The 22,213-nt window shown below is 43.3% G+C and carries 21 protein-coding genes; 7 read left to right on the top strand and 14 right to left on the bottom strand.

Going from position 1 to position 22,213, the window contains the following annotated elements:
* Positions 1 to 264 (top strand): transposase (locus AACS92_RS13840; protein ID WP_241538003.1); only part of this gene is annotated, 264 nt, incomplete at its 5' end.
* A gap of 57 nt (positions 265 to 321) precedes the next feature.
* Here AACS92_RS13840 and dxs read toward each other — a convergent pair.
* The 3 genes from dxs to xseB all read right to left on the bottom strand — a co-directional run bounded on the left by dxs (position 322) and on the right by xseB (position 3,670).
* Positions 322 to 2,187, bottom strand: coding sequence for a 1-deoxy-D-xylulose-5-phosphate synthase (gene dxs / locus AACS92_RS13845; RefSeq protein WP_099111546.1), 1,866 nt, complete (start codon positions 2,185 to 2,187; stop codon positions 322 to 324).
* A gap of 303 nt (positions 2,188 to 2,490) precedes the next feature.
* On the bottom strand, positions 2,491 to 3,408 hold the full coding sequence (ispA, locus tag AACS92_RS13850; RefSeq protein ID WP_099111574.1) for a (2E,6E)-farnesyl diphosphate synthase: 918 nt from the start codon (positions 3,406 to 3,408) through the stop codon (positions 2,491 to 2,493).
* Positions 3,409 to 3,412: 4 nt separating this feature from the next.
* Positions 3,413 to 3,670 carry an exodeoxyribonuclease VII small subunit gene (gene xseB, locus AACS92_RS13855; RefSeq protein WP_086955388.1) on the bottom strand — a complete coding sequence of 86 codons (258 nt, stop codon included), beginning with the start codon at positions 3,668 to 3,670 and terminating at the stop codon, positions 3,413 to 3,415.
* Positions 3,671 to 3,918: 248 nt separating this feature from the next.
* Here xseB and thiI point away from each other — a divergent pair, with 248 nt between their 5' ends.
* The gene (gene thiI, locus AACS92_RS13860; protein WP_099111547.1) at positions 3,919 to 5,367 is read left to right on the top strand and encodes a tRNA uracil 4-sulfurtransferase ThiI; all 1,449 of its coding nucleotides are present in this window, start codon (positions 3,919 to 3,921) and stop codon (positions 5,365 to 5,367) included.
* A 64-nt stretch (positions 5,368 to 5,431) separates the two neighbouring features.
* Here thiI and yajL read toward each other — a convergent pair whose 3' ends face one another.
* Both yajL and panE read right to left on the bottom strand, forming a co-directional pair.
* The gene (gene yajL, locus AACS92_RS13865; protein ID WP_099111548.1) at positions 5,432 to 6,028 is read right to left on the bottom strand and encodes a protein deglycase YajL; all 597 of its coding nucleotides are present in this window, start codon (positions 6,026 to 6,028) and stop codon (positions 5,432 to 5,434) included.
* The gene (gene panE, locus AACS92_RS13870; protein WP_099111549.1) at positions 5,991 to 6,902 is read right to left on the bottom strand and encodes a 2-dehydropantoate 2-reductase; all 912 of its coding nucleotides are present in this window, start codon (positions 6,900 to 6,902) and stop codon (positions 5,991 to 5,993) included. The genes yajL and panE overlap by 38 nt, the downstream gene beginning before the upstream one ends.
* Positions 6,903 to 7,084: 182 nt before the next feature.
* Between panE and AACS92_RS13875 the strand changes: the two genes are divergently transcribed.
* Complete coding sequence (locus tag AACS92_RS13875; protein WP_099111550.1) at positions 7,085 to 7,576, top strand: YajQ family cyclic di-GMP-binding protein; 492 nt, start codon at positions 7,085 to 7,087, stop codon at positions 7,574 to 7,576.
* 118 nt (positions 7,577 to 7,694) lie between these two features.
* On the opposite strand, the gene AACS92_RS13880 is transcribed toward AACS92_RS13875, so the two are convergent.
* From AACS92_RS13880 to AACS92_RS13920, 9 genes are all read right to left on the bottom strand, one after another.
* Positions 7,695 to 9,062 (bottom strand): MFS transporter, encoded by a 1,368-nt coding sequence (locus AACS92_RS13880; RefSeq protein ID WP_099111551.1) that lies wholly within the window; start codon positions 9,060 to 9,062, stop codon positions 7,695 to 7,697.
* A 113-nt stretch (positions 9,063 to 9,175) separates the two neighbouring features.
* Positions 9,176 to 10,060, bottom strand: a complete 885-nt coding sequence (gene cyoE / locus AACS92_RS13885; protein ID WP_099111552.1) for a heme o synthase — start codon at positions 10,058 to 10,060, stop codon at positions 9,176 to 9,178.
* Between the two features lie 12 nt (positions 10,061 to 10,072).
* Positions 10,073 to 10,405, bottom strand: coding sequence for a cytochrome o ubiquinol oxidase subunit IV (locus AACS92_RS13890; RefSeq protein ID WP_086955395.1), 333 nt, complete (start codon positions 10,403 to 10,405; stop codon positions 10,073 to 10,075).
* Positions 10,405 to 11,016: a cytochrome o ubiquinol oxidase subunit III gene (locus tag AACS92_RS13895; RefSeq protein ID WP_099111553.1), complete on the bottom strand. Its 612-nt coding sequence runs from the start codon at positions 11,014 to 11,016 to the stop codon at positions 10,405 to 10,407. Before AACS92_RS13895 ends, AACS92_RS13890 begins: the two co-directional genes overlap by 1 nt.
* Positions 11,016 to 12,998, bottom strand: coding sequence for a cytochrome o ubiquinol oxidase subunit I (gene cyoB, locus AACS92_RS13900; RefSeq protein ID WP_099111554.1), 1,983 nt, complete (start codon positions 12,996 to 12,998; stop codon positions 11,016 to 11,018). Before cyoB ends, AACS92_RS13895 begins: the two co-directional genes overlap by 1 nt.
* A 4-nt stretch (positions 12,999 to 13,002) precedes the next feature.
* Positions 13,003 to 13,980 carry a cytochrome o ubiquinol oxidase subunit II gene (cyoA, locus tag AACS92_RS13905; RefSeq protein ID WP_099111555.1) on the bottom strand — a complete coding sequence of 326 codons (978 nt, stop codon included), beginning with the start codon at positions 13,978 to 13,980 and terminating at the stop codon, positions 13,003 to 13,005.
* Between the two features lie 350 nt (positions 13,981 to 14,330).
* Positions 14,331 to 15,092, bottom strand: coding sequence for a nucleoside-specific channel-forming Tsx family protein (locus tag AACS92_RS13910; RefSeq protein ID WP_099111556.1), 762 nt, complete (start codon positions 15,090 to 15,092; stop codon positions 14,331 to 14,333).
* A gap of 237 nt (positions 15,093 to 15,329) precedes the next feature.
* On the bottom strand, positions 15,330 to 16,856 hold the full coding sequence (ampG, locus tag AACS92_RS13915; RefSeq protein WP_099111557.1) for a muropeptide MFS transporter AmpG: 1,527 nt from the start codon (positions 16,854 to 16,856) through the stop codon (positions 15,330 to 15,332).
* A gap of 80 nt (positions 16,857 to 16,936) precedes the next feature.
* On the bottom strand, positions 16,937 to 17,524 hold the full coding sequence (locus tag AACS92_RS13920; RefSeq protein ID WP_099111575.1) for a lipoprotein: 588 nt from the start codon (positions 17,522 to 17,524) through the stop codon (positions 16,937 to 16,939).
* A gap of 244 nt (positions 17,525 to 17,768) precedes the next feature.
* Here AACS92_RS13920 and bolA point away from each other — a divergent pair, with 244 nt between their 5' ends.
* From bolA to clpX, 4 genes are all read left to right on the top strand, one after another.
* Complete coding sequence (bolA, locus tag AACS92_RS13925) at positions 17,769 to 18,086, top strand: transcriptional regulator BolA (protein WP_099111558.1); 318 nt, start codon at positions 17,769 to 17,771, stop codon at positions 18,084 to 18,086.
* Between the two features lie 490 nt (positions 18,087 to 18,576).
* The gene (gene tig / locus AACS92_RS13930; protein ID WP_099111559.1) at positions 18,577 to 19,881 is read left to right on the top strand and encodes a trigger factor; all 1,305 of its coding nucleotides are present in this window, start codon (positions 18,577 to 18,579) and stop codon (positions 19,879 to 19,881) included.
* 257 nt (positions 19,882 to 20,138) lie between these two features.
* The gene (gene clpP, locus AACS92_RS13935; protein WP_086955403.1) at positions 20,139 to 20,762 is read left to right on the top strand and encodes an ATP-dependent Clp endopeptidase proteolytic subunit ClpP; all 624 of its coding nucleotides are present in this window, start codon (positions 20,139 to 20,141) and stop codon (positions 20,760 to 20,762) included.
* Positions 20,763 to 20,906: 144 nt separating this feature from the next.
* A complete protein-coding gene (gene clpX, locus AACS92_RS13940) occupies positions 20,907 to 22,178 on the top strand; it encodes an ATP-dependent protease ATP-binding subunit ClpX (protein WP_099111560.1) in 1,272 nt (423 codons plus the stop codon).
* The last annotated feature ends 35 nt before the right edge of the window (positions 22,179 to 22,213 follow it).

Below are 22,213 nucleotides of genomic sequence, written 5' to 3' on the forward strand. Positions count from 1 at the left end.
GTCACGTTAATCACGAATGTCCGGAGTAACATGAAAGCCAAGGCATTATCTCTCTGGGATAGATTGATGTTAAGGCGGCGGTTTTTGATAGAAACCGTCATCGATCAGCTCAAGAATATTTCTCAGATAGAGCATTCAAGGCATCGCAGTCAACTCGGTTTTTTATTGGAAGTTACTGCCGGCCTTATTGCTTATACATTCCAACCTAAAAAACCGAGCTTGAATCTACGGGATAATGAGATCGCTATTTTTAAGCGAAGCTGAGGTTAGCTAAGAAGTAAAACGGATGAATAATAGAAAATATTCATCCGTTATGACAATTTATTGTTTAAGGTGTTTTTCGATAGCGTTTAAAATGCCAGCGGAATCTAACCCTAAATCAGAATGAAGTTCTGCCTGTGTTCCCTGAGGTATAAAGTAATCAGGTAACCCGAGGTTTAACACTGAAACTGAGCTCCCTGTTTGCATCAGCAGTTCATTAACTCCACTGCCTGCACCACCCATGATGGCATTTTCTTCCAGCGTTACCAGTAAATTATGTCGGGAAGCCATCTCCAGAACCAGTTCTTTATCAAGTGGTTTGACAAAGCGCATATCAACAACGGTTGCATTCAGGGATTCAGCAGCCTGTAATGCGTTTGGCAGTAATGTACCAAAGTTCAGAATGGCAATTTTCTCTCCCTGACGGCGGATAATCCCTTTGCCAATGGGTAATATTCCCAGTGGCTGAAGTTCTGCGCCTGTACCCGCACCACGTGGATAACGGACAGTAGCTGGACCGTCTTGATATTGGTAGCCGGTATGCAACATTTGTCGGCACTCATTTTCATCACTTGGCGCCATAATAACCATATTGGGTATACAGCGCAGGAACGAAAGATCGAAAGCACCCTGATGGGTCTGCCCATCCGCACCGACAATTCCCCCCCGATCGATGGCAAACAGGACAGGTAAGTTCTGGATGGCCACATCATGGATGAGCTGATCATAAGCACGTTGCAGGAAAGTCGAGTAAATCGCGACAACAGGCTTATATCCCCCAATGGCCAGACCTGCTGCAAATGTCACAGCATGTTGTTCAGCAATGGCAACATCAAAGTATTGTTCTGGATATTCACGGGAGAAACGCACCATGCCTGAGCCTTCTCTCATAGCGGGCGTGATCGCCATGAGTTTTTTGTCAGTGGCAGCTTCTTCGCATAACCATTCACCAAAAATTTTCGAGAATGTCGGGCGGGTATCTGAGCTTTTTGGCAGAGAACCTGTTGAAGGATCAAATTTAGGAACCGCGTGCCAACTGATAGGATCTTTTTCCGCAGGAGCATATCCACGGCCTTTTTTGGTCATGATATGCAGAAATTGTGGCCCTTTCAGATCACGCATGTTTTTCAGTGTCTGAGTCAGTGCCAGTACGTCATGACCATCAACAGGGCCGATATAGTTAAACCCAAGTTCTTCGAACAGCGTTCCGGGAACAACCATACCTTTGAGGTGTTCTTCAGTTTTTTTCAGCAGTTCTTTGATAGGAGGCAGACCGGAAAAGACTTTTTTGCCGCTTTCGCGCAGAGTCGTATACAACTTACCGGAAAGAAGCTGTGCCAGATGGTTGTTCAGTGCGCCAACGTTCTCAGATATCGACATTTCATTGTCATTAAGAATGACGAGCATATCGGGATCGATATCTCCTGCATGGTTCATGGCCTCAAAAGCCATACCTGCGGTAATGGCACCATCACCAATCACACAAACTGTTTTGCGGCCTTTATCTTCATGTTTTGCCGCAATTGCCATACCTAAACCAGCGCTGATTGAGGTTGATGAGTGCCCGACACAAAGTGTGTCATATTCACTCTCATTCCGCCACGGGAAAGGATGGAGGCCATTTTTCTGGCGGATAGTGTTGATACGGTCACGGCGCCCGGTCAGAATTTTATGTGGATAAGCCTGATGACCGACATCCCAGACTAAATTGTCGAAGGGTGTCTTATAAACATAATGGAGTGCGACGGTTAATTCGATAGTTCCAAGGCCGGAAGCAAAGTGGCCGCTGGAGCGACTGACACTGTTTAGCAAAAATTGGCGCAGTTCATCGCATAACTTTGGCAACGTGTCTTTAGGTAGCAGGCGAAGCTCTTCAGGGGTTTCCGCCAATGCCAATGTTGGATATTTCGCTATATCAATGCTCATGCTATGCCTGTTAAAATGCTATGCACGTTATATCCTTCGTCTTTCAAGTTGCCTCTTTGTTGGCTAAGCTCATTTGCCCCGGTCACCGTTTTTATAAACATACGGTTATCTATGCTTCCGTGTCTCATTCCCTTGCCGCCGTGATGCCACTTGAAATCCCTTGGATATATAAATTGAAGATTAAGAACCCTGATATTATTAGCATGTAATTGCGGGGGTTCTCCCGAGAAGGCCATATTCTATTTTATTTTGAATTTATTTAACTGATAACTCATCAATCAGCGGTTATCATGGCCTGAGTTTTTAGCTGTTTCTCTCAATGATGAAGCCCGCCAGCTGTTTTAGAGTCACAGTATTATAGAATTGTTTTTCCAGTTCTGTGAGAGCGGCAATGGCATCTTCATGCAGATCTTTGGCTTTTTTCTGAGCCTGTTCTAATCCCAGTAATGCGGGATAGGTACTTTTACCAAGCTGCTGATCGTTCCCCTGACGTTTGCCGATAATTTCTGTATTGCCAATGACATCCAGAATATCATCATGAACCTGAAACGCGAGGCCGATAGCTTGGGCGTACTGATCGAGTAAAGGTAATACTTCCCGGCCCCGTGCACCAGCGCCATACGCGCCAAGCCTGACAGCACAACGAATTAGCGCACCTGTCTTGTGTTGGTGAATCTTTTCCAGAGCGGTCAGATCAATTTGCTTTCCTTCCGCTTGCAAATCCAGTGACTGCCCGCCGCACATACCAGCAATACCGCTGGATATTGCTAATTCAGCAACCATCTCAAGGCGATCAGATAGTGTGATATTTGGCATGTCGTGTTTTGCCAGGATCTCAAATGCTAACGACTGCAAAGCATCCCCGGCCAGAATGGCATGATTTTCACCAAATTTTATATGGCAGGTAGGCTGACCACGGCGTAAATCATCGTTGTCCATTGCGGGTAAATCGTCGTGGATCAGGGAATAAGCGTGAATGCACTCTATAGCAAGGGCTGGCGCATCAAGGCTCTCTTTGGGCAGTCCCAGCATTTCACCTACTGCGTAAACCAGAAATGGTCGTAGCCGTTTTCCACCCAATACAGCACCGTGCTGCATAGCAGTTGCTAATGGGCTGCCTAAAAAGGGGAGCGAAGAAAATGTTGCCATCAACTTCTCATTGATATGTTGCTGGCAATTGCTTAATTGCTCTTCAAAAGGAGCCTTACATTGTTCAGACATAAAGTTACTCAGCATCAGGCGAAAATTCATCAAGCGGCGATTGTGCATCATTACTTAATAGAATTTGTACTCGTTGTTCCGCTTGTTGGAGGGTTTTTTGCCCTTGTCTTGCAAGTTGAATTCCGCGTTCAAATTCATTTAATGCATCCTCTAAAGGAAGCTCCCCTGATTCCAGCCGAATGACAATTTCTTCCAGCTCTTTCAGGGATGTTTCAAAAGTCGGTGCCTGCTCGGTTGCTGATGTTCGGTTTGCCTTAGACATAATGATTTAATAGTATGATTATTTAACGAGTTACAGTGAAGTAAATCCGTTACAGAATTGCAGAGTACCCTACTACACTGAAAGAAATAAATCATTCGTTACTACTGTTTTTTTACAGACAAACTGTTTTTTTACAGGAGATATAGTGAGATGGTGTTATACTCTGCGCCCTATCCAACTGACTATTTAAGAACCATCATTGATCCTGCTTGTGATAGTTCAATACTGAATGACTACTATATCTTACTATGAAGTTTATCATTAAATTATTCCCAGAAATTACGATCAAGAGCCAGAGTGTCCGCTTACGTTTTATTAAAATCCTTGCCAGCAATATCCGTAATGTACTGAAAACATTCGGAGAGGGAACTGCTGTTGTTCGCCATTGGGATAATATAGAAGTTCGAACTAAAAATGATAACCTCGGCGCAGAAATTTGTGATGCACTTACACGTATTCCGGGTATTCACCATATCCTGCAAGTAGAAGAGAGAGAGTTTCGTGACTTGCATCATATCTTTGAACAAACCTACGAAACATATGGGCATTTATTGCATGGAAAAACGTTTTGTGTCCGTGTAAAACGCCGGGGTAAACACAGTTTTACTTCCAATGAAGCTGAACGATATATTGGTGGCGGCCTGAATCAGCATATTGAATCTGCCAAAGTGAAGCTGACCCATCCAGATGTGACAGTTAATCTGGAAATTAATCAGGATACACTGGTTCTGGTTAAAGCTCGTCATCCGGGGATTGGCGGATTTCCAATCGGAACACAGGAAGACGTTCTTTCACTGATTTCAGGCGGCTTTGATTCCGGTGTTTCCAGCTATATGCTGATGCGCCGTGGCTGCCGTGTCCACTACTGTTTCTTTAATCTTGGTGGTTCTGCCCATGAAATTGGGGTGAAACAGGTTGCTCATTATCTGTGGAACCGATTTGGCAGTTCTCACAAAGTTCGTTTTGTTGCTGTCGATTTTGAACCGGTTGTCGCAGAAATTCTGGAAAAAGTGGATGACGGTCAAATGGGGGTTGTGCTTAAGAGAATGATGGTCAGAGCCGCCTCCAAAATTGCAGAGCGCTATGGTGTTCAGGCAATTGTGACAGGAGAAGCGCTGGGGCAGGTATCCAGTCAGACACTGACTAACCTGAGACTGATTGATAATGCTTCAGATACCCTGATCCTTCGTCCTCTGATTTCTCATGATAAAGAGCACATTATTAAGCTGGCTCGAGAGATAGGCACAGAAGATTTTGCCCGCACTATGCCCGAGTTCTGTGGCGTTATCTCTAAAAGCCCGACAGTGAAAGCAGTCAAAGCCAAAATTGAGGCAGAAGAAGATAAGTTTAATTTCGATATTCTGGACCATGTGGTAAGTGAAGCCCAGAATCTTGATATCCGTCAGATAGCTGAGCAGGCTGGTGAGCAGGTTGTAGAAGTAGAAATGGTGACTGAGTTTTCTTCTGATGATGTGTTACTGGATATTCGCTCACCAGATGAACAGGATGACCGTCCTCTGAAAATGGAAGGCATCGATATCCATTCACTGCCTTTCTATAAGCTGAGTACCCAGTTTGGCGATTTGCCAAAAGAGAAAAACTACCTGTTGTATTGTGAGCGTGGAGTAATGAGCCGTTTACAGGCGCTTTACCTGCGTGAACAGGGTTTCCAGAATGTGAAAGTTTATCGCCCTTAATCTGAAAACAGATAAGCTGCTGGCATTATGTATTGTTACTAGCAGCTTATTATTAACAAAACAATTACTGTAGATTTTGGTAATTGTTTATCCCTGGAGGCAAAACTAACTGAGCAGCAACTTCTGCGGCAGTATCTTTCCCTTTCAAAAGCTCAATCAGTTTTAAAGCGAAGTCAAAAGCAGTCGCAGGTCCCTGACTGGTGAGTAGATTGACTCTCTCATCAAAATAGACCCGCCGATCTATCCATTTCTCTGGCGCTATTTTATCTTTCATGCTGGGATACCCCGTCATATTACCAACTGGAAAAAGTTGGTGATGTTCCAGGACAATAGCCGGTGATGCACAAATTGCAGCGATGATTTTTCCCTGACTTTGTGCCGTGCGAATTTTTTCCACGACTAGCCCGCTATCACGAAAACATTCCGCTCCTTTTATGCCGCCCGGCAGGATAATGGCATCAAAATCTTCGTCAACAACTTCTACCAGAGGGACATCTGCGACAATCTTAACACCACGTGAGCAGGTTAATATCAGTGCACCATCTGTTGCTGTACTGGCGACGGTGACGTTAATACCGGCTCTGACCAGTAAATCAATAGTTGTGACAGCTTCGGTTTCTTCACTACCGTGAGCGAGACAAATGAGAGCTGAGGCGTTCATATTCGTCCTCCTGTCGTTTGATATAACGATAAATTTGTGCGTTTTCTGTCAGTATCAGCCCATGTACACGGGCCCGAGTTAGTAGAAAACCAGTAATGTAGTCTATTTCCGTACGTCGTTGTGAGCGGATATCCTGCCGCATAGATGAGGAGTTTTCTGATGTCCTCGTGATGATATCCATAATGTAATCTATCAGTGTTTGCTTGGAGATCTGAATACCATCATGCTTCATCACTTGATGAACCTCATCACATAAAGCATGGACTTTAGCAATATGATTTAATAATCCGCCATTTTTGCAATCGTAAAGTACGGTGAGCGGATTGATAATGCAGTTCGCAGCAAGTTTTAGCCAGCTGATAGCATAAATATCATTGCTCCAGACTACCTCTGGCAGAGCATCGTTCAGAATATTTGCTAATACACTGAATTTATTGGCATCAGGTAGTATAGAGCCAATTTGGGTTATTCCTGGTGATTTATGATAAACAATACCATTTTCCTGATAGGCTCCATGAGTTGTTACTCCGGATAAAATAGGGTTAGGTAGCGGTAAAAGTTCTTCCTGTGTTCCCATTCCGTTATGCAGTAACAGTATCGGGCAATCAGGGGAAAGTTTAGGGGAGAGATTATTAATAGCATCGGGAACCTGCCAGGCTTTCAGACAAACAAGCAGTAGCTCGCTTTCAGCAAGATGCTTTTCATTATTGGCAAGGACTTGCTGTTCAAATGTTCTATTTTGTAATGTATTAATACGAACAGCTAACGAAGGTTGTGGAACTTTTAGCCATGCTTGAACATGATGCTGTTGTTCAGACAAGGCGGCAAGCCATAATTTTCCTATGGCACCACAACCCAGAACAGTTATTTTCATTGTTCTTCCTTGAGAGATACTTTCATCGGAAACGTTAAAATTATGCAAGTCTTGCATAAATCTCAAACTACCTAATGTCGCGGAAATCAGAAAGATCACTTAGCCTGAGAAGTATAGATCTTTTGCCAATAATGGAAAGCGGTTATCATGCCGGATTATTGATTAGCTGGAGGTGACTGGTAATGCCATCATTTGATATTGTTTCAGAAGTTGATATGCAGGAAGTGCGCAATGCAGTAGAAAATGCGCAGAGAGAATTAACCAATCGCTGGGATTTCCGCAATGTCAATGCGAGTTTTGAATTAAACGAGAAGAACGAATCCGTTAAGATCGCGAGCGAATCTGACTTTCAGGTTAACCAACTTATCGATATTCTGCGTGAAAAATTTGCCAAACGAGGAATTGATGGCTCGGTGCTGAATGTTCCTGAAAATATGGTTCATAGTGGTAAAACCTACAGTGTGGAAGCAACCATGCTACAGGGTATTGATACACCGCTAGCGAAGAAAATCGTTAAGCTGATTAAAGACAGTAAGCTGAAAGTTCAGGCCCAAATTCAGGGTGAACAAGTACGAGTTACTGGTAAAGCCCGTGATGATCTGCAAAGTGTGATTACATTAGTTCGCGGTGCAGAGTTGGGCCAGCCTTTTCAGTTTACTAACTTCAGAGATTAACCGTAATATAAGCGGATTATTCTTTTTGGCCTGAGCCAAATATTTAAGGGAAGCCCGTAATTATTTATTACTGTTGCTTCCCTTAATTCTGTACAGATATCGGCTATCCTGAACTTTATTATGAATGGGCAATTACAATCTGTTCTAATTGTTCACGGTTAGTCTGCTTAGTATCTACCTTTATATATGCGCTGAGTTCCTCTGGCACAATCACGACATCTTTCACACCTACCTGAGACCGTATTTCTTTTTCCAGAACGTCAGGAGCACTTAATTGAGCAGGCAAAACTAGCCTGATGCTACTGACATAAGGTGGCTGACGCATGGTAAGACTGAGAATAAACCAGAATAGAGTAAGAATGATTCCAGCCATGAAGACTAATGATGCACCTTGTATTTCGTATAGCATACCGCCAAGACTTCCGCCCAACGCCACGCCAATAAACTGGCTGGTGGAATAAATCCCCATTGCTGTACCTTTATACCCTGCCGGCGCTTCTTTACTGATTAATGAAGGTAAAATGGCTTCCATGATATTAAACGCAAGGAAGAAAATCTGAATACCGGCAAATATTCCCCAAAGATGTGAGCCTAAAGACCACAATACAAACTCAGCGATAAACAACATGCCGATACAAAGCAGGAAGACCTGTTTCATTCGGCGTTTCTTTTCTGCATAAATAATGAATGGTAAAACAGCAACGAAGGAAATAAGCGTAGTAATTAAATAAACTTTCCAGTGTTGCTGGGGAGGAAACCCGACTTTTTCCATAATAAGGGGTAGGGCAACAAAACTCGACATCAATAATGTATGCAGACTAAGTATACCAAAATTGAGTTTTAGCAGCTGGGGATCAGAAAGTACACGCCGGAAGCTGCCGCGAACAATACCGGATTCCCGATTTAATAAGTGTTTATGTGTCGATGGTACTGCGAATAATGTTATTAAGATACCGCAACTGGCAAGGATTGCTATTGTACCAAATAAACCATTCAATCCAATCTGGTGAGTAACAATAGGACCGACGACAATGGCAAAGGCAAATGTGAGACCAAAACTGATCCCAATAAATGCCATAGCTTTTGTGCGGTTTTGCTCACGGGTCAGATCCGATAGCAATGCCATAATTACCGCAGAAATTGCTCCCGTCCCTTGCAAAGCTCTTCCGACAATAACACCCCAGATGGAGTCACTAAAGGCGGCAATAATGCTGCCTAAGACAAAAATAAGCAGTCCAATGATGATTAAAGGTTTTCTACCGATTTTATCTGAAAGTAGCCCGAATGGGATTTGAAATATAGCTTGTGTTAAACCGTAGATGCCAATTGCAATGCCGATCAAAGCTTCGGAGGCGCCCCGTAACTCTAAACCGTAAGTTGTCAGGACTGGTAACACCATGAACATGCCTAACATGCGTAGAGAAAAAACGGAACCTAAACCCCATGTTGCTCTAAGTTCAAGGGGAGTCATTTTATTATCGTTCATGGGTACCTCATACCTTCAAAAATTCGATATGACATTTTAGCTAGACAGGAGTAAAGCAATGTTTGCAAGAGAAAAGGAAAGAAAAATGGCAGGGAAAACCTGCCATTTGAATACTACCGGATGTAAGTTAGCGCTATTTCTGGAGATGCCGCAGAATCCACAGACATCATGATACTCAAAGACATGATGGCGACAATAGAAAATATAAATAACTTACGAGCCCAAGCTCGATCATTTGTGGTTTTATAACCTGATAATGCCATCCCCAGCCACCAGATACTTACTACTGCAGCAACGATGAGGTATTTATAACCTGCATAGCCACTGATTGTCAGCATCAGCGTAGCAACCATAAATGCCAGAATATAGAGAGTAATGTGGTTTTTTGCCACAGAGATACCCTTAATAACAGGCAAAACTGGAATATTGGCGGCCTGATAATCTTTGAACCGAAAAATAGCAATGGCGTAAGAGTGGGGCATTTGCCATAAGCTGAAAATCAGCAATAGAATCAATGCTCCCATGTCAAACTGCCCTGTTACGGCACAATAACCAATAACAGGAGGTGCTGCACCTGACAAGCTACCTACCAGCGTGCCATAAATAGACTTCCTTTTCATGTAGAGGCTATAAACCCCTACATAAATGACAAACCCGATGAGAGCTAACTGCATTGCTAAGGCATTGGCTGCTACATAGAGCAGCACCATGCCAGCAATACCTAACACTGAGGCGTAAATCAGGCTGATTTTCGGATTGATAAGCCCTTTAACAAGGACCCTTTCTTTTGTTCTTTCCATGATCCTGTCAATATCGCGGTCAATATAGTTGTTAAATACACAACCTGACGCTACTACCAACGATACTCCGGCCATTGTTGCAAAGAACAAGGGGTAATCTATTACGCCCTTGGAAGCGAGTAGAAAACCACCAATCACAGAAATTAGATTTCCGAAAATAATTCCTGGTTTGGTCACTTGTAGGTATTGCTTAATCATTCAAATCAACTCTTAATCAACCATCATATTGATATTCAGGTTGTACATAATCCACAGTGAGCCAACGACAACGATGGCAATAACCAACAATGTGAATATTAAAGCAACAAGGTTCCAGCGTTCTTCAGATGATGTATTCATATGCAGGAAGCAGATGAAATGTACAAAAATCTGAATAACAGCCATGACAACCACGGTGACGAGGATTGTACTGTGTGAAGCAGTACCATCCATTACCATCCAGAATGGGATCACGGTCAATATGACTGACAGGATAAAGCCAATCATATAAGTTTTGAAGCTACCGTGGCTGGCGCCGGTATGAGAAGTATTTGGATGACTCATCACATAGCTCCCATCAGATAAACGACAGTAAATACACAAATCCAGACAACGTCAAGGAAGTGCCAGAACAGGCTCAGGCAGTTCAGGCGAGTCTGGTTCACGTCAGTCAGGCCACGGCGTGCAACCTGAACCATCAGGACAATAATCCAGATCAGACCAAAGGTAACGTGCAGACCGTGAGTCGCAACCAGTGCGAAGAAGGATGACAGGAATGCACTGCGGTCAGGCCCAAAACCTTCTGAGATCAGTTTATGGAATTCGTAAACTTCCATTGAAACGAAGCCCAGACCCAACAGGAAGGTAACGAACAGCCACAGGTTTACCTGACCAGCTTTACCTTTGTTCATGCCCAGCATGGCGAAACCGTAAGTGATACTACTGAACAACAGCAGGAAGGTTTCTACCAGCACAAATGGCAGTTCAAAAATTTCTTTACCTGACGGACCACCCGCTGTGCCGTTAGCAAGTACAACATAAGTTGCAAACAGGCTTGCAAACAGAACCAAGTCACTCATCAGGTAGATCCAGAAACCAAATACTTTGTTGGCTCCTGTATCGTGGTGCCCATGAGCGTCATGGGCGGCTGTGTTATTAAGGGTTTGAGTCGACATTATTTCGCACCTGCCTTTCTCAGTTCTTCGTAACGCTGATCTTCAATTTTTTCGACTTCAGCTACAGGAACGTAGTAATCAACGTCTTCGTCAAAGCTTTTCACGATGCAGCTGATGACAATACCTGCGAAACTTGCAATAGCCATCCACCAGATATGCCAGATAAACGCAAAGCCCAGCACCAGACAGAATGCACTGATAATCACGCCAGCACCTGTGTTTTTAGGCATATGAATTTCTTCATATTTAGCAGGACGCTTATATTCAGTACCTTTTTCTTTCATATCCCACCACGCATCACGAGTCTGGATGTGTGGAACTTCCGCAAAGTTATAGAACGGAGGTGGGGATGAAGTTGACCATTCCAGAGTACGTGCACCCCATGGGTCACCAGTCAGATCACGGTTCTGTTCACGGTCACGGATACTGACGTAGAACTGGATAACCTGACACAGAATACCAAGAGCAATCAGGACAACACCACCTGCTGCAACAACCAGCAAAGGATGGAATTCTGGGTTGATATCCTGGCTCAGACGGCGGGTCATACCCATGAAGCCCAGAGCATACAGCGGCATAAAGGCAACGAAGAAGCCGGTGATCCAGAACCAGAATGCACGCACGCCCCATTTTTCATTCAGGGTGAAACCGAATGCTTTCGGGAACCAGTAAGTAGTACCAGCGAAACAGCCGAATACAACACCACCGATGATAACGTTATGGAAGTGAGCAATCAGGAACAGACTGTTATGCAGTACGAAGTTTGCACCCGGAACAGCTAGCAGAACACCTGTCATACCACCAATGGAGAAAGTGACCAAGAAGCCAACAGTCCACAGCATCGGAGTTTTGAATTCGATGCGACCACGGTACATGGTGAACAGCCAGTTGAAGATCTTAACCCCGGTCGGGATGGAGATAATCATCGTGGCAATACCGAAGAAGGCGTTAACGTTCGCGCCGGAACCCATGGTAAAGAAGTGGTGCAACCATACGATGAACGACAGAATGGTAATAACAATTGTCGCCCATACCAGAGAGGTATAACCAAACAGACGTTTTTTCGAGAAGGTTGCCGTAACTTCAGAGAAGATACCAAAGACAGGCAGAACCAGAATATAAACTTCAGGATGACCCCACGCCCAGATCAGGTTGATATACATCATCATGTTGCCGCCCATATCGTTAGTAAAGAAATGGGTGCCCAGATAACGATCCAGGGTTAACAGTGCGATTGTCACTGTCAAAATAGGGAATGCTGCAATAATCAGTACGTTGGTACACAGTGAAGCCCAAGTGAAAACAGGCAGTTTCATCATGGACATACCTGGCGCACGCATACGCAGGATAGTCACGAAGAAGTTAACACCAGTCAGCAACGTACCTACACCGGAGAGCTGAAGACTCCATATCCAGTAATCAACACCAACTCCCGGGTTGTATTCCAGACCGGACAGAGGCGGGTAGGCCAGCCAGCCAGTTTGTGCGAATTCACCGACCCCCAGTGAGAGGTTGATCAGAACGACACCCACAACAAACAACCAGAAGCTCAGGGAGTTCAGGAATGGGAATGCGACGTCACGTGCCCCGATTTGCAGAGGAACCACGATATTCATCAAACCAACAACGAAAGGCATCGCCATGAAGAAAATCATGATTACGCCGTGCGCGGTAAAAATCTGATCATAATGGTGCGGGGGCAGGAAACCTGCTTCACCAGCGGAAGCCAGGGCTTGCTGTCCACGCATCATGATGGCGTCAGCAAAACCACGCAGCATCATTACCATGGCAACAACGATATACATGACACCGATTTTTTTATGGTCAACACTTGTCAACCATTCGCTCCAGAGCCATTTCCATTTGCCGAAATAAGTTATGGAACCAACTACTGCCAGTCCCCCGAGAAGGATCCCCAATAAAGTAACCACAATAATGGGTTCATGTAATGGGATCGCATCAAGTGTTAATTTTCCCCACATGTCTTTATTCCTCAACACCTGCATGAGCCGGTTGACTCATATTCATATTATGACCCGCAGCTTCACCATGTTCTGCTTTGTCATGGCCTGTTTTGCCGTGAGACATACCAAACATACCGCCATGACCCATATCACCCATAAACTTGGCGATAGTTTCCTGGAACAGTTTTGGTTTCACGCTTGAGAAGTATTCAACTGGGTTGTTCTGGCTAGGTTTTGCCAATGCATTGAATGCCTGCACTGTGTCCAGAGTTTTAGGTGACGCTTTAACTTTTTGTACCCACTCTTCAAACCCAGCACGATCTTCAGTTGCAGTTGCGGTGAATTTCATGCCAGAGAAGCCATGTCCACTGTAACTGGCTGAGAAGCCATCGTATTTGCCTGCTGAGTTAGCAATCAAGTGCAGTTTTGTCTGCATACCTGCCATTGCATAAATCTGACCGCCTAACTGTGGGATGAAGAAAGAGTTCATCACAGAATCAGAGGTGATTTTGAAGTTAATTGGCACATCTTTAGGGAATACAATTTCATTTACGGTTGCAATACCCTGCTCCGGATAGATAAACAGCCATTTCCAGTCGAGGGAAATAACTTCAATCGTTACCGGCTTCACATCGCTGTCCAGTGGCTTATATGGATCGAGCTCATGAGTCGTTTTCCATGTAATCGTGGCCAATACGATGATAATCAGGATAGGTACGGTCCAGACAACAAGCTCAATTTTATTTGAGTGTGCCCAGTTTGGACGATAGGTTGCAGATTTGTTGGCTTCCCGGTAACGTAAAGCAAAGACGATTGCCATTACGATAGCCGGGATAACAACGATCAGCATCAGGCCAAACGCTGTCAGTATCAGCGTTTTTTGCTCAACGCCGATCGCCCCTTTGGGATTCATCAATACCATATCACAACCACTTAGCATTAAAGTGGCTGCGAGTAGTGACGATAACCCAATAGTTTTTTTGTATTTCATAAGTCTCATTAGAGCGACCCCAGATAACAAAAGCTTTATTGTCGTTTCATCAGTGCGGGCATTCTACGGTAAGGTTACCGGAGTGTAAACAATTGTAATAGAAGCAGGATGGCTTGTAGGCTTTTTATGCTAGAGGGATCACATGCAATATGAGATTTAACAAAAAGTTAACTTCGGGTGGTTATTGTATCCAATAAATCAAAATAGGCAATATTTTTTATATAACCATCTATTTTTAAATAAACTTTTCTTAATGAAAATTACAGGTAACGTTTTTAAACAGACAATGTTTCAGTAAATAAATCATGACTTTTAATCTTGGTGAACAGTTTTGAACTGTTCACCAGTTAAACTAATTATCAGAAGTTATATTTTACACTGTAAACAATACCATCCTGAAGGAAATCTTCCCCTAATTTATTGTCAGCATAACGGTATTGAATTCCGGCAGTAAAAGAAGGGTGTGGATTCCACCATAACCCTACTGCGCCGTTGACTCCGTCAGGGCCACCGTTGCCGTAACGCTTATTGCGGTTTAATTCAATTTCATTCCAGTTTGTGACGCTGAATTTTTGTTCCCACAGGTTGAAATCGTATCCGGCAACCCAGCCTACAACGTATCCGTTGTTTCCTGAGTAGAACTTGTTGTCGGTATAATTTAAAGCGACGAACGGTTTGAACCACAGACCTGCAAAGGTTGTATTATAACCTAATCCATAGAGTGTATTGACTTCATGGAAGTTTCCGCCATTTCCGGGAAGAGAGTAGCTTCCGTAAACATGTCCGTAAAGATTGAAACCTGTCTCTCCCAGATAATAACGACCTGTTGTTTTGAAGGCGTATCGTAGGTTATCACCGGGTTGTGCAGTCTTGCTGTTAAATGGATTCTCTAAATCAAAGAAACCATATAGCTCTCCCCAGCTGAAGCCTGCTCCACCTTCTAGTTCCATATAAGCAAAGTCATCTTTGTGAGAAGACTGCCCGGTTTTGTGTGTTGTGTGTTTGCTCCAGTCAAGGTAGTTCATGCTGACATTGGCAAACCCCCACTGGTATTCCGCGCTGGCTGAGGCAGAAACCAAGGCGGCAGCAACTGCTGTGAGTGTCAAAATATGTCTTTTCATAAATTCCCTTTATATGGCTTTAGATAAATAAAGATATTTTAGATAGTTCGAAACAAAATAAATATGAACGTGAGAATAATAATATTTATTAGTATAAATATAAATGTTCCCCCTCTAGAAAAGATGTTTCTTGGGTCACATAATTTTAGTTTTTTACTATTATTGTGATAATAATCACTAAATAAGAGCAACAAAAGACTGAACTTTGTCAGCCTTTTGTTGTAGTGGCAGGAATTTTTAAGCAAATTTACTTTTTTTCAATGCGATGTAGTCCAGAATACCACCCAGCAGTAATCCTATAACACCAATAACAACGCTCCAGGACAACATAGGGTATATAAAGTCACTTATGTTATTACAAAGATCAATATATCTTGGAGAGATGTAAAGCACCAAAGTGACAATATGCGTTATTACAAACAACAGGCTATTTATAATTAACCAGGCAGCAAAAATAAGTGCAGCCAGAGTCATCGTCAGGAAGGCCAGCCGATAATAGTTACTGAATAGTGTCCGGGGAATAAAACTATCCGTTTTTTGGGTATAAGCTAGTGTACTACGACAAACCAGCAGTAGAGCCAGGCCCGGAAATCCAATCACAATGGAAAACAGATAAAACATTGACCAGCCATGAGCCTCAGCAAACCAGCCTGCAACCGGCCCAACATACACTCGTCCTACCGCGGCCAACGCTGAAAGAAGAGCAAATTGTGTCGCTGAAAAAGACTTATTGCAAAGTGTCATGAGTAGGGCAACAAATGCTGCTGTGCCCATACCACCACAGATATTCTCCAGAAATATAGCCCCCCCCATGACATAAATATCTTTGGGGGTGACGGCAAGTATCCAATAACCGAAATTTGAAATGGTTTGCAAGATCCCGAAGATCATCAATGCACGGAACAGACTCCACTTTTGCATTAAATAACCACCATATAGTGCTCCTATAATGGTAGCGGCCAGTCCAAGGGTTTTATTGATCATACCAACTTCGGCCGGATTAAAACCAACTCCTCGGATAAGAAAAGGAGTGCTGAGGGAGAGGGCGAAAGCATCAGCCAATTTATACATAACAATTAGCAGAAGGATAAGCCAGGCATTATTTCGACTAAAAAAATCAAATAAAGGTTCTACAACGGCCTGATGCAATGTTTTTGGTGGCACTGTATCTATTTGGGGTTCTTTAGCCGTAAGAGTAGCATAAACACCAATCAGCATCAGACCGGCCATAAGCCAGTACATACAATTCCAGCCAATATAAGTTGTTACCCATAGGGCTAAACCGCCGGAAACTAGCATTGCCAACCTGTAGCCTAATACAGAAATCGCAGCTCCGGCACCGCGTTCTTCTTGCTGAAGCAGGTCAGTTTTATAGGCGTCGAAAATAATATCCTGAGAAGCGGAAAAGAAGGCGACAGCAACAGCTAATGCGGCTAACCACCATAAATGTTGTAAGGGATTTAGAAATCCCATGCCCGCGATACTGATAATGAGCAAAAGCTGGGTAACAAGCATCCATCCACGTCGCCGTCCCAGAAATGAAGGGGAATAGCGATCCATGGCAGGTGCCCAGAGAAATTTAAAGACATATGCCTGACCGACTAAAGTGAAAAAGCCGATAGTTTTGATATCAACATCTTCCACTGTCATCCATGCTTGTAATGTGCCTGCTGTAAGAGCAAGAGGAAGGCCTGATGCAAAACCCAGTAAAAGAAGAATGCGATAGTTACGTATTGCTGATAAATTAAGAGCATGATTTGCCATAAGCCCCTCCAATACTTTCTGCCTATAGTCTACTGAAAGTCACTTCAATAGAATCAGGCAGAAAGCATATTCATATTCTGTTAGCGAACGTTTTGTTTGATGAAGGTGCTGATTGACGAATCTTGGGCCATATCTGCGATAACATCCGATAATACAGTATTAACAGCATCAGCAATTTTTGCGTTAGTTGCACTTAATGGAGCCTGCACATTATAGCTGGTGCGATAGTTCTTGATTTGTTTATTGCCATCCTGAGCATAAACGATCACTGAAATTTCTGCTTTTGCTGAAATATCGTGACGTAAACTGCCTTCTTTAACATTGGCATAAAGTTGATTGACAACAACTTGCAAGTTGGCATTAGCCGGAGAGCCAATCATATAACCACGAGCGACCATTTGCTTTTCCAGCGCTTCTTGCAGTAAAAAGCGTAAATCGCGTGAAGGTAGCAGCGTGACTAATTTTGCATCCCGGTTTACTTGAGCCAGGGCTTGAGATTGCCGCTGGTCGACCCCACTAATATTGATTGTGATAGCTTTCATCGTCGGGTCTGCTGATGGCAGGGCAATTTTAGGCTGAATAGCGAGTGTATTGCTGGGGGTTGCACAGCCAGTCAGATTGGCTAAAAAGAGAAGTGCGGTAAGTGGAATAAGTATTTTCTTTAGCATGTAAATGGTCTCATTCTGGATACGGATACCCGGTATAGTAATACAGATAGTACAAACCGTTGCAATCATAACACTGCGATAGGTAGTGGCATATCCCTAATGCTTACTAATTGAAAGATATAGATAAATAAACAAAATGTATTTGGTTTAAGATAATTAGATGTTTGAATCCTATAAATCGCGGGAAATAAACTAAAATCAATATATGGTTGATTAATAACCTTTGGTGACTAAGGAGAATGAGATGGTTCGTCAGGAAATAGAAACAAAGTTACGGGCGGCATTTAAGCCTTCTCATCTGGAAGTTATTGATGAAAGTTATCGTCATAATGTACCAGCAGGTTCTGAAAGCCATTTTAAAATCATTGTAATCAGTGATGCATTTATTGATCAGAGGATGCTTAATCGTCATCGCTCAGTATACAGCACTCTGGTTAATGAGATGGCTGGAGGAGTACATGCTCTGGCACTTCACACATATACAGAAAAAGAGTGGATGGAATTGGAAGATACCGTTCTGAACTCGCCAGCATGCCGGGGAGGAACGGCGACGACTTCATGATTTTACAGAGTAGCGAGCTTGTACTTACTTTTTAATTAATTTGGTTTTCACGTTAAACTACAGCCTTCGGGCTGTATTTTTGTTTATACCCGTCATTTTAAGTTATAGCGTTGCTGGTCATGCATGTCCACCCGGTTACATCATACATTATGTAACCGAGGAAATTATCTTGCCGTCGCGCGCTATCTTGAAGTCTGTGGGGATATTCATATCGAATAACCAATGGCATGATGTGGTTATTGAGCAATGCTTATCACATAAGTCAACGAATATTGCACGCTTTTGCCAGCAATTCTCGACTCATACTGTCTGCATCGCTATAATGCTGCGTCTAAATTTTTACAATAGTTTCGGGGCGCTTCTGATCACAGGGATTCTCGGTTTTTAAATGCGACCACCCCGGTTCTTGAAGAGTGCTGCAATTTGCTCGTATCAGGCGTTGTGCCATTCTGAAGTTGACCGAGCACTATGATTTTTTTGAGGTAACAAGATGCAAGTTTCTGTTGAAACAACTCAAGGCCTAGGGCGTCGTGTGTCAATCACCGTTCCTGCTGCCGACATTGAAAAAGCAGTTAACAGTGAGCTGGTTAATGTAGCGAAAAAAGTACGTATTGACGGTTTCCGTAAAGGTAAAGTACCTATGAAAATCGTTCAGCAGCGTTATGGCGCCTCTGTCCTGCAGGATGTACTGGGTGATCTGATGCAGCGTAATTTCATCAATGCGATCATTGAGAATAAAATTAATCCAGCCGGCGCACCAAGCTACAAACCAGAGCAGTTTAAAGATGGCGAAGACTTCGTTTACGCAGTTGAATTCGAAGTATACCCAGAAATCGAACTGAAAGGTCTGGAAGAAATCGAAGTTGAAAAACCTGTTGTTGAAGTAAAAGATGCAGACGTTGACACTATGCTGGAAACTCTGCGTAAACAACAGGCTGACTGGAAAGAAACCGATGAAGCAGCAGCTGCAGAAGATCGCGTAACTGTAGATTTCAATGGCTCTGTTGACGGGGAAGAGTTCGAAGGCGGCAAAGCAACAGACTTCGTTCTGGCAATGGGCCAAGGCCGTATGATCCCAGGTTTCGAAGAAGGTGTTGTTGGCCACAAAGCGGGCGACGAATTCACTATCGATGTGACTTTCCCTGAAGATTATCATGCTGAAAACCTGAAAGGTAAAGCGGCGAAATTCGCAATTAACCTGAAGAAAGTTGAACAGCGTGAACTGCCAGAACTGACTGAAGAGTTCATCAAGCGCTTTGGTATTACCGAAGCGACAGTTGATGGTCTGCGTGCAGAAGTTCGTAAAAACATGGAACGTGAACTGAAAAATGCAGTACGTAACCGCATTAAAACTCAGGTTCTGGATGGTTTGGTTAAGGCTAACGAAATCGACGTTCCTGCTGCGGCTATTGATGGCGAAGTTGATGTATTGCGTCGTCAGGCGGCACAGCGTTTCGGTGGTAATGAAGCGCAGGCTCTGGAACTGCCTCGTGAGCTGTTCGAAGAGCAGGCAAAACGCCGTGTAGTTGTTGGTCTGCTGTTAGGTGAAGTTATCAGCAGCAATGAGCTGAAAGTTGATGATGAACGTGTTAACGCACTGATCGAAGAAATGGCTTCTGCATATGAAGATCCAAAAGAAGTCGTTGAATACTATAGCAAAAATAAAGAAATGATGAACAACATCCGCAACGTTGCTCTGGAAGAGCAAGCTGTTGAATTGGTTCTGAGCAAAGCGAAAGTTTCTGAAAAAGAAACTGGCTTTAATGATTTGATGAATCAGAATCAAATGGCATAAGTTTCATTTATTGATTACCTGAGATGATAAATTCCTCTCTCAGTAATGCAAACCCGCAGGCGAAGCTTGCGGGTTTTTTATTGTTCTTGAAAAAAACAGATTTAACCTCATATCCTTTCTTACTATTATGTAATGGCTTACTACTTTTTATAGAGGGAAGCCCTCTGTTAGTTAACTTTGGATCATGGTCATCATCGCTTATCTCAAGTAGAATCAGTTATGAATGGCACCAGCGTGAGTTCTATTAGGAGACGGAAATGTCATACAGTGGCAAGCAAGATCAATATGCACCTAACATGTCTTTGGTGCCGATGGTGGTTGAACAGACAGCACGTGGGGAACGTGCATTTGATATTTATTCCCGCTTATTAAAAGATCGAATTATTTTTCTGACTGGTCAGGTAGAAGATCATATGGCGAACTTAATTGTCGCTCAGATGCTATTCCTGGAAGCAGAAAACCCAGAAAAAGACATTCACTTATATATCAACTCGCCGGGTGGGGTTATCACAGCTGGTATGTCTATTTATGACACCATGCAATTTATTAAGCCAGATGTGAGTACTATTTGTATGGGACAAGCCTGCTCAATGGGGGCGTTCCTGTTAACAGCTGGTGCGAAAGGGAAACGTTTCTGTTTGCCAAATTCCAGAGTGATGATCCATCAGCCATTAGGTGGGTTTCAGGGGCAGGCAACAGATATTGAAATCCATGCGCAGGAAATACTCAAAGTTAAAGCACGTATGAATGAGTTGATGGCAAAACATACGGGGCAATCGCTTGAGAAGATAGTCGAAGATACAGAACGTGATCGTTTCTTATCAGCCGGGGAAGCCGTAGAATACGGATTGGTTGATAGCATATTCACCCAGCGCAACTAATTTATTGATAATTAATTTATTACTCCAACACTATAATTTAAAGGTGGATTTTTGTACAATCACCTGATTATGCGGAGTAATGACAGCGTTTTTTCTGTTATGCCAGATAGACTGGGATAACAGCTCATAAAGTGAGGTTGACTGATGACAGATAAGCGCAAAGACGGTTCAGGAAAGCTGCTGTATTGCTCTTTCTGCGGGAAAAGCCAACATGAAGTCCGGAAATTAATAGCTGGCCCGTCAGTGTATATCTGCGATGAATGTGTCGATTTATGTAATGATATCATTCGCGAAGAAATTAAAGAGCTAGTACCACATCGTGAGCGTAGTACATTGCCTACCCCTCATGAAATTCGCCAACATCTGGATGATTATGTCATCGGTCAGGAAATGGCGAAAAAAGTACTAGCGGTAGCCGTTTATAACCACTATAAGCGCCTGCGTAATGGGGATACTAATAACGGTGTGGAATTAGGCAAAAGTAATATTCTGCTAATCGGGCCAACCGGTAGCGGTAAAACTTTGCTGGCAGAAACACTTGCCCGTTATTTAGATGTACCATTTACCATGGCTGATGCTACGACTCTGACTGAAGCAGGTTATGTTGGGGAAGACGTAGAAAACATTATTCAAAAGCTTTTGCAAAAATGTGACTACGATGTACAGAAAGCGCAGCGTGGTATCGTTTATATTGATGAAATAGATAAAATCTCCCGCAAATCTGATAATCCTTCAATAACACGTGATGTGTCAGGTGAAGGCGTTCAGCAGGCACTGTTGAAATTGATTGAAGGCACAGTAGCAGCTGTTCCTCCTCAGGGTGGTCGTAAGCATCCACAGCAAGAGTTCCTTCAGGTTGATACATCTAAAATTCTATTCATCTGTGGCGGCGCATTTGCCGGGTTGAGCAAGGTTGTTAGCCAGCGTTTGAATGTCAGCTCCGGAATAGGTTTTAGTGCTACAGTTAAAGGTGAATCAGAGAAAGCAACTGAAGGTGACTTGCTTGCTCAGGTTGAACCGGAAGATTTAATCAAATTCGGCTTGATTCCTGAGTTCATTGGCCGTCTGCCGGTTGTGGCAACGTTGGGTGAACTTAATGAAGAAGCTTTAATCCAGATTCTGCAAGAGCCAAAAAACGCGTTGACAAAACAGTATCAGGCTTTATTTAATCTGGAAGGCGTTGAGCTGGAGTTCAGAAAAGAAGCTCTGACAGCGATTGCTAAAAAAGCAATGGTGCGTAAAACGGGTGCTCGTGGTCTTCGCTCAATTGTGGAAGGTGTTTTATTGGACACAATGTACGATCTCCCATCAATGGAACATGTAGAAAAAGTTGTCGTTGATGAGACGGTTGTTGAAGATAAATCCGCACCATTATTGATATATAGCAAACCGGATGCTCAAGTTTCTGGTGAGTGATGAAAATAGGGTAAGAAGTACCGGCCATCAATTCG

This window comes from Xenorhabdus sp. KJ12.1 (assembly GCF_963876495.1).
GTDB classification, from domain to species: Bacteria; Pseudomonadota; Gammaproteobacteria; order Enterobacterales; family Enterobacteriaceae; genus Xenorhabdus; species Xenorhabdus stockiae.

Bases quoted from the DNA above. Each gene is read 5' to 3' on its own strand.
- tig (WP_099111559.1), top strand. From the start codon at position 18,577: ATGCAAGTTTCTGTTGAAACAACTCAAGGCCTAGGGCGTCGTGTGTCA.
- AACS92_RS13890 (WP_086955395.1), bottom strand. From the start codon at position 10,405: ATGAGTCATCCAAATACTTCTCATACCGGCGCCAGCCACGGTAGCTTC.
- clpP (WP_086955403.1), top strand. From the start codon at position 20,139: ATGTCATACAGTGGCAAGCAAGATCAATATGCACCTAACATGTCTTTG.
- AACS92_RS13920 (WP_099111575.1), bottom strand. From the start codon at position 17,524: ATGCTAAAGAAAATACTTATTCCACTTACCGCACTTCTCTTTTTAGCC.
- ispA (WP_099111574.1), bottom strand. From the start codon at position 3,408: ATGTCTGAACAATGTAAGGCTCCTTTTGAAGAGCAATTAAGCAATTGC.
- AACS92_RS13880 (WP_099111551.1), bottom strand. From the start codon at position 9,062: ATGAACGATAATAAAATGACTCCCCTTGAACTTAGAGCAACATGGGGT.
- thiI (WP_099111547.1), top strand. From the start codon at position 3,919: ATGAAGTTTATCATTAAATTATTCCCAGAAATTACGATCAAGAGCCAG.
- ampG (WP_099111557.1), bottom strand. From the start codon at position 16,856: ATGGCAAATCATGCTCTTAATTTATCAGCAATACGTAACTATCGCATT.
- cyoB (WP_099111554.1), bottom strand. From the start codon at position 12,998: ATGTGGGGAAAATTAACACTTGATGCGATCCCATTACATGAACCCATT.
- panE (WP_099111549.1), bottom strand. From the start codon at position 6,902: ATGAAAATAACTGTTCTGGGTTGTGGTGCCATAGGAAAATTATGGCTT.
- AACS92_RS13910 (WP_099111556.1), bottom strand. From the start codon at position 15,092: ATGAAAAGACATATTTTGACACTCACAGCAGTTGCTGCCGCCTTGGTT.
- yajL (WP_099111548.1), bottom strand. From the start codon at position 6,028: ATGAACGCCTCAGCTCTCATTTGTCTCGCTCACGGTAGTGAAGAAACC.
- bolA (WP_099111558.1), top strand. From the start codon at position 17,769: ATGGTTCGTCAGGAAATAGAAACAAAGTTACGGGCGGCATTTAAGCCT.
- cyoE (WP_099111552.1), bottom strand. From the start codon at position 10,060: ATGATTAAGCAATACCTACAAGTGACCAAACCAGGAATTATTTTCGGA.
- AACS92_RS13895 (WP_099111553.1), bottom strand. From the start codon at position 11,016: ATGTCGACTCAAACCCTTAATAACACAGCCGCCCATGACGCTCATGGG.
- clpX (WP_099111560.1), top strand. From the start codon at position 20,907: ATGACAGATAAGCGCAAAGACGGTTCAGGAAAGCTGCTGTATTGCTCT.
- cyoA (WP_099111555.1), bottom strand. From the start codon at position 13,980: ATGAGACTTATGAAATACAAAAAAACTATTGGGTTATCGTCACTACTC.
- xseB (WP_086955388.1), bottom strand. From the start codon at position 3,670: ATGTCTAAGGCAAACCGAACATCAGCAACCGAGCAGGCACCGACTTTT.
- AACS92_RS13875 (WP_099111550.1), top strand. From the start codon at position 7,085: ATGCCATCATTTGATATTGTTTCAGAAGTTGATATGCAGGAAGTGCGC.
- dxs (WP_099111546.1), bottom strand. From the start codon at position 2,187: ATGAGCATTGATATAGCGAAATATCCAACATTGGCATTGGCGGAAACC.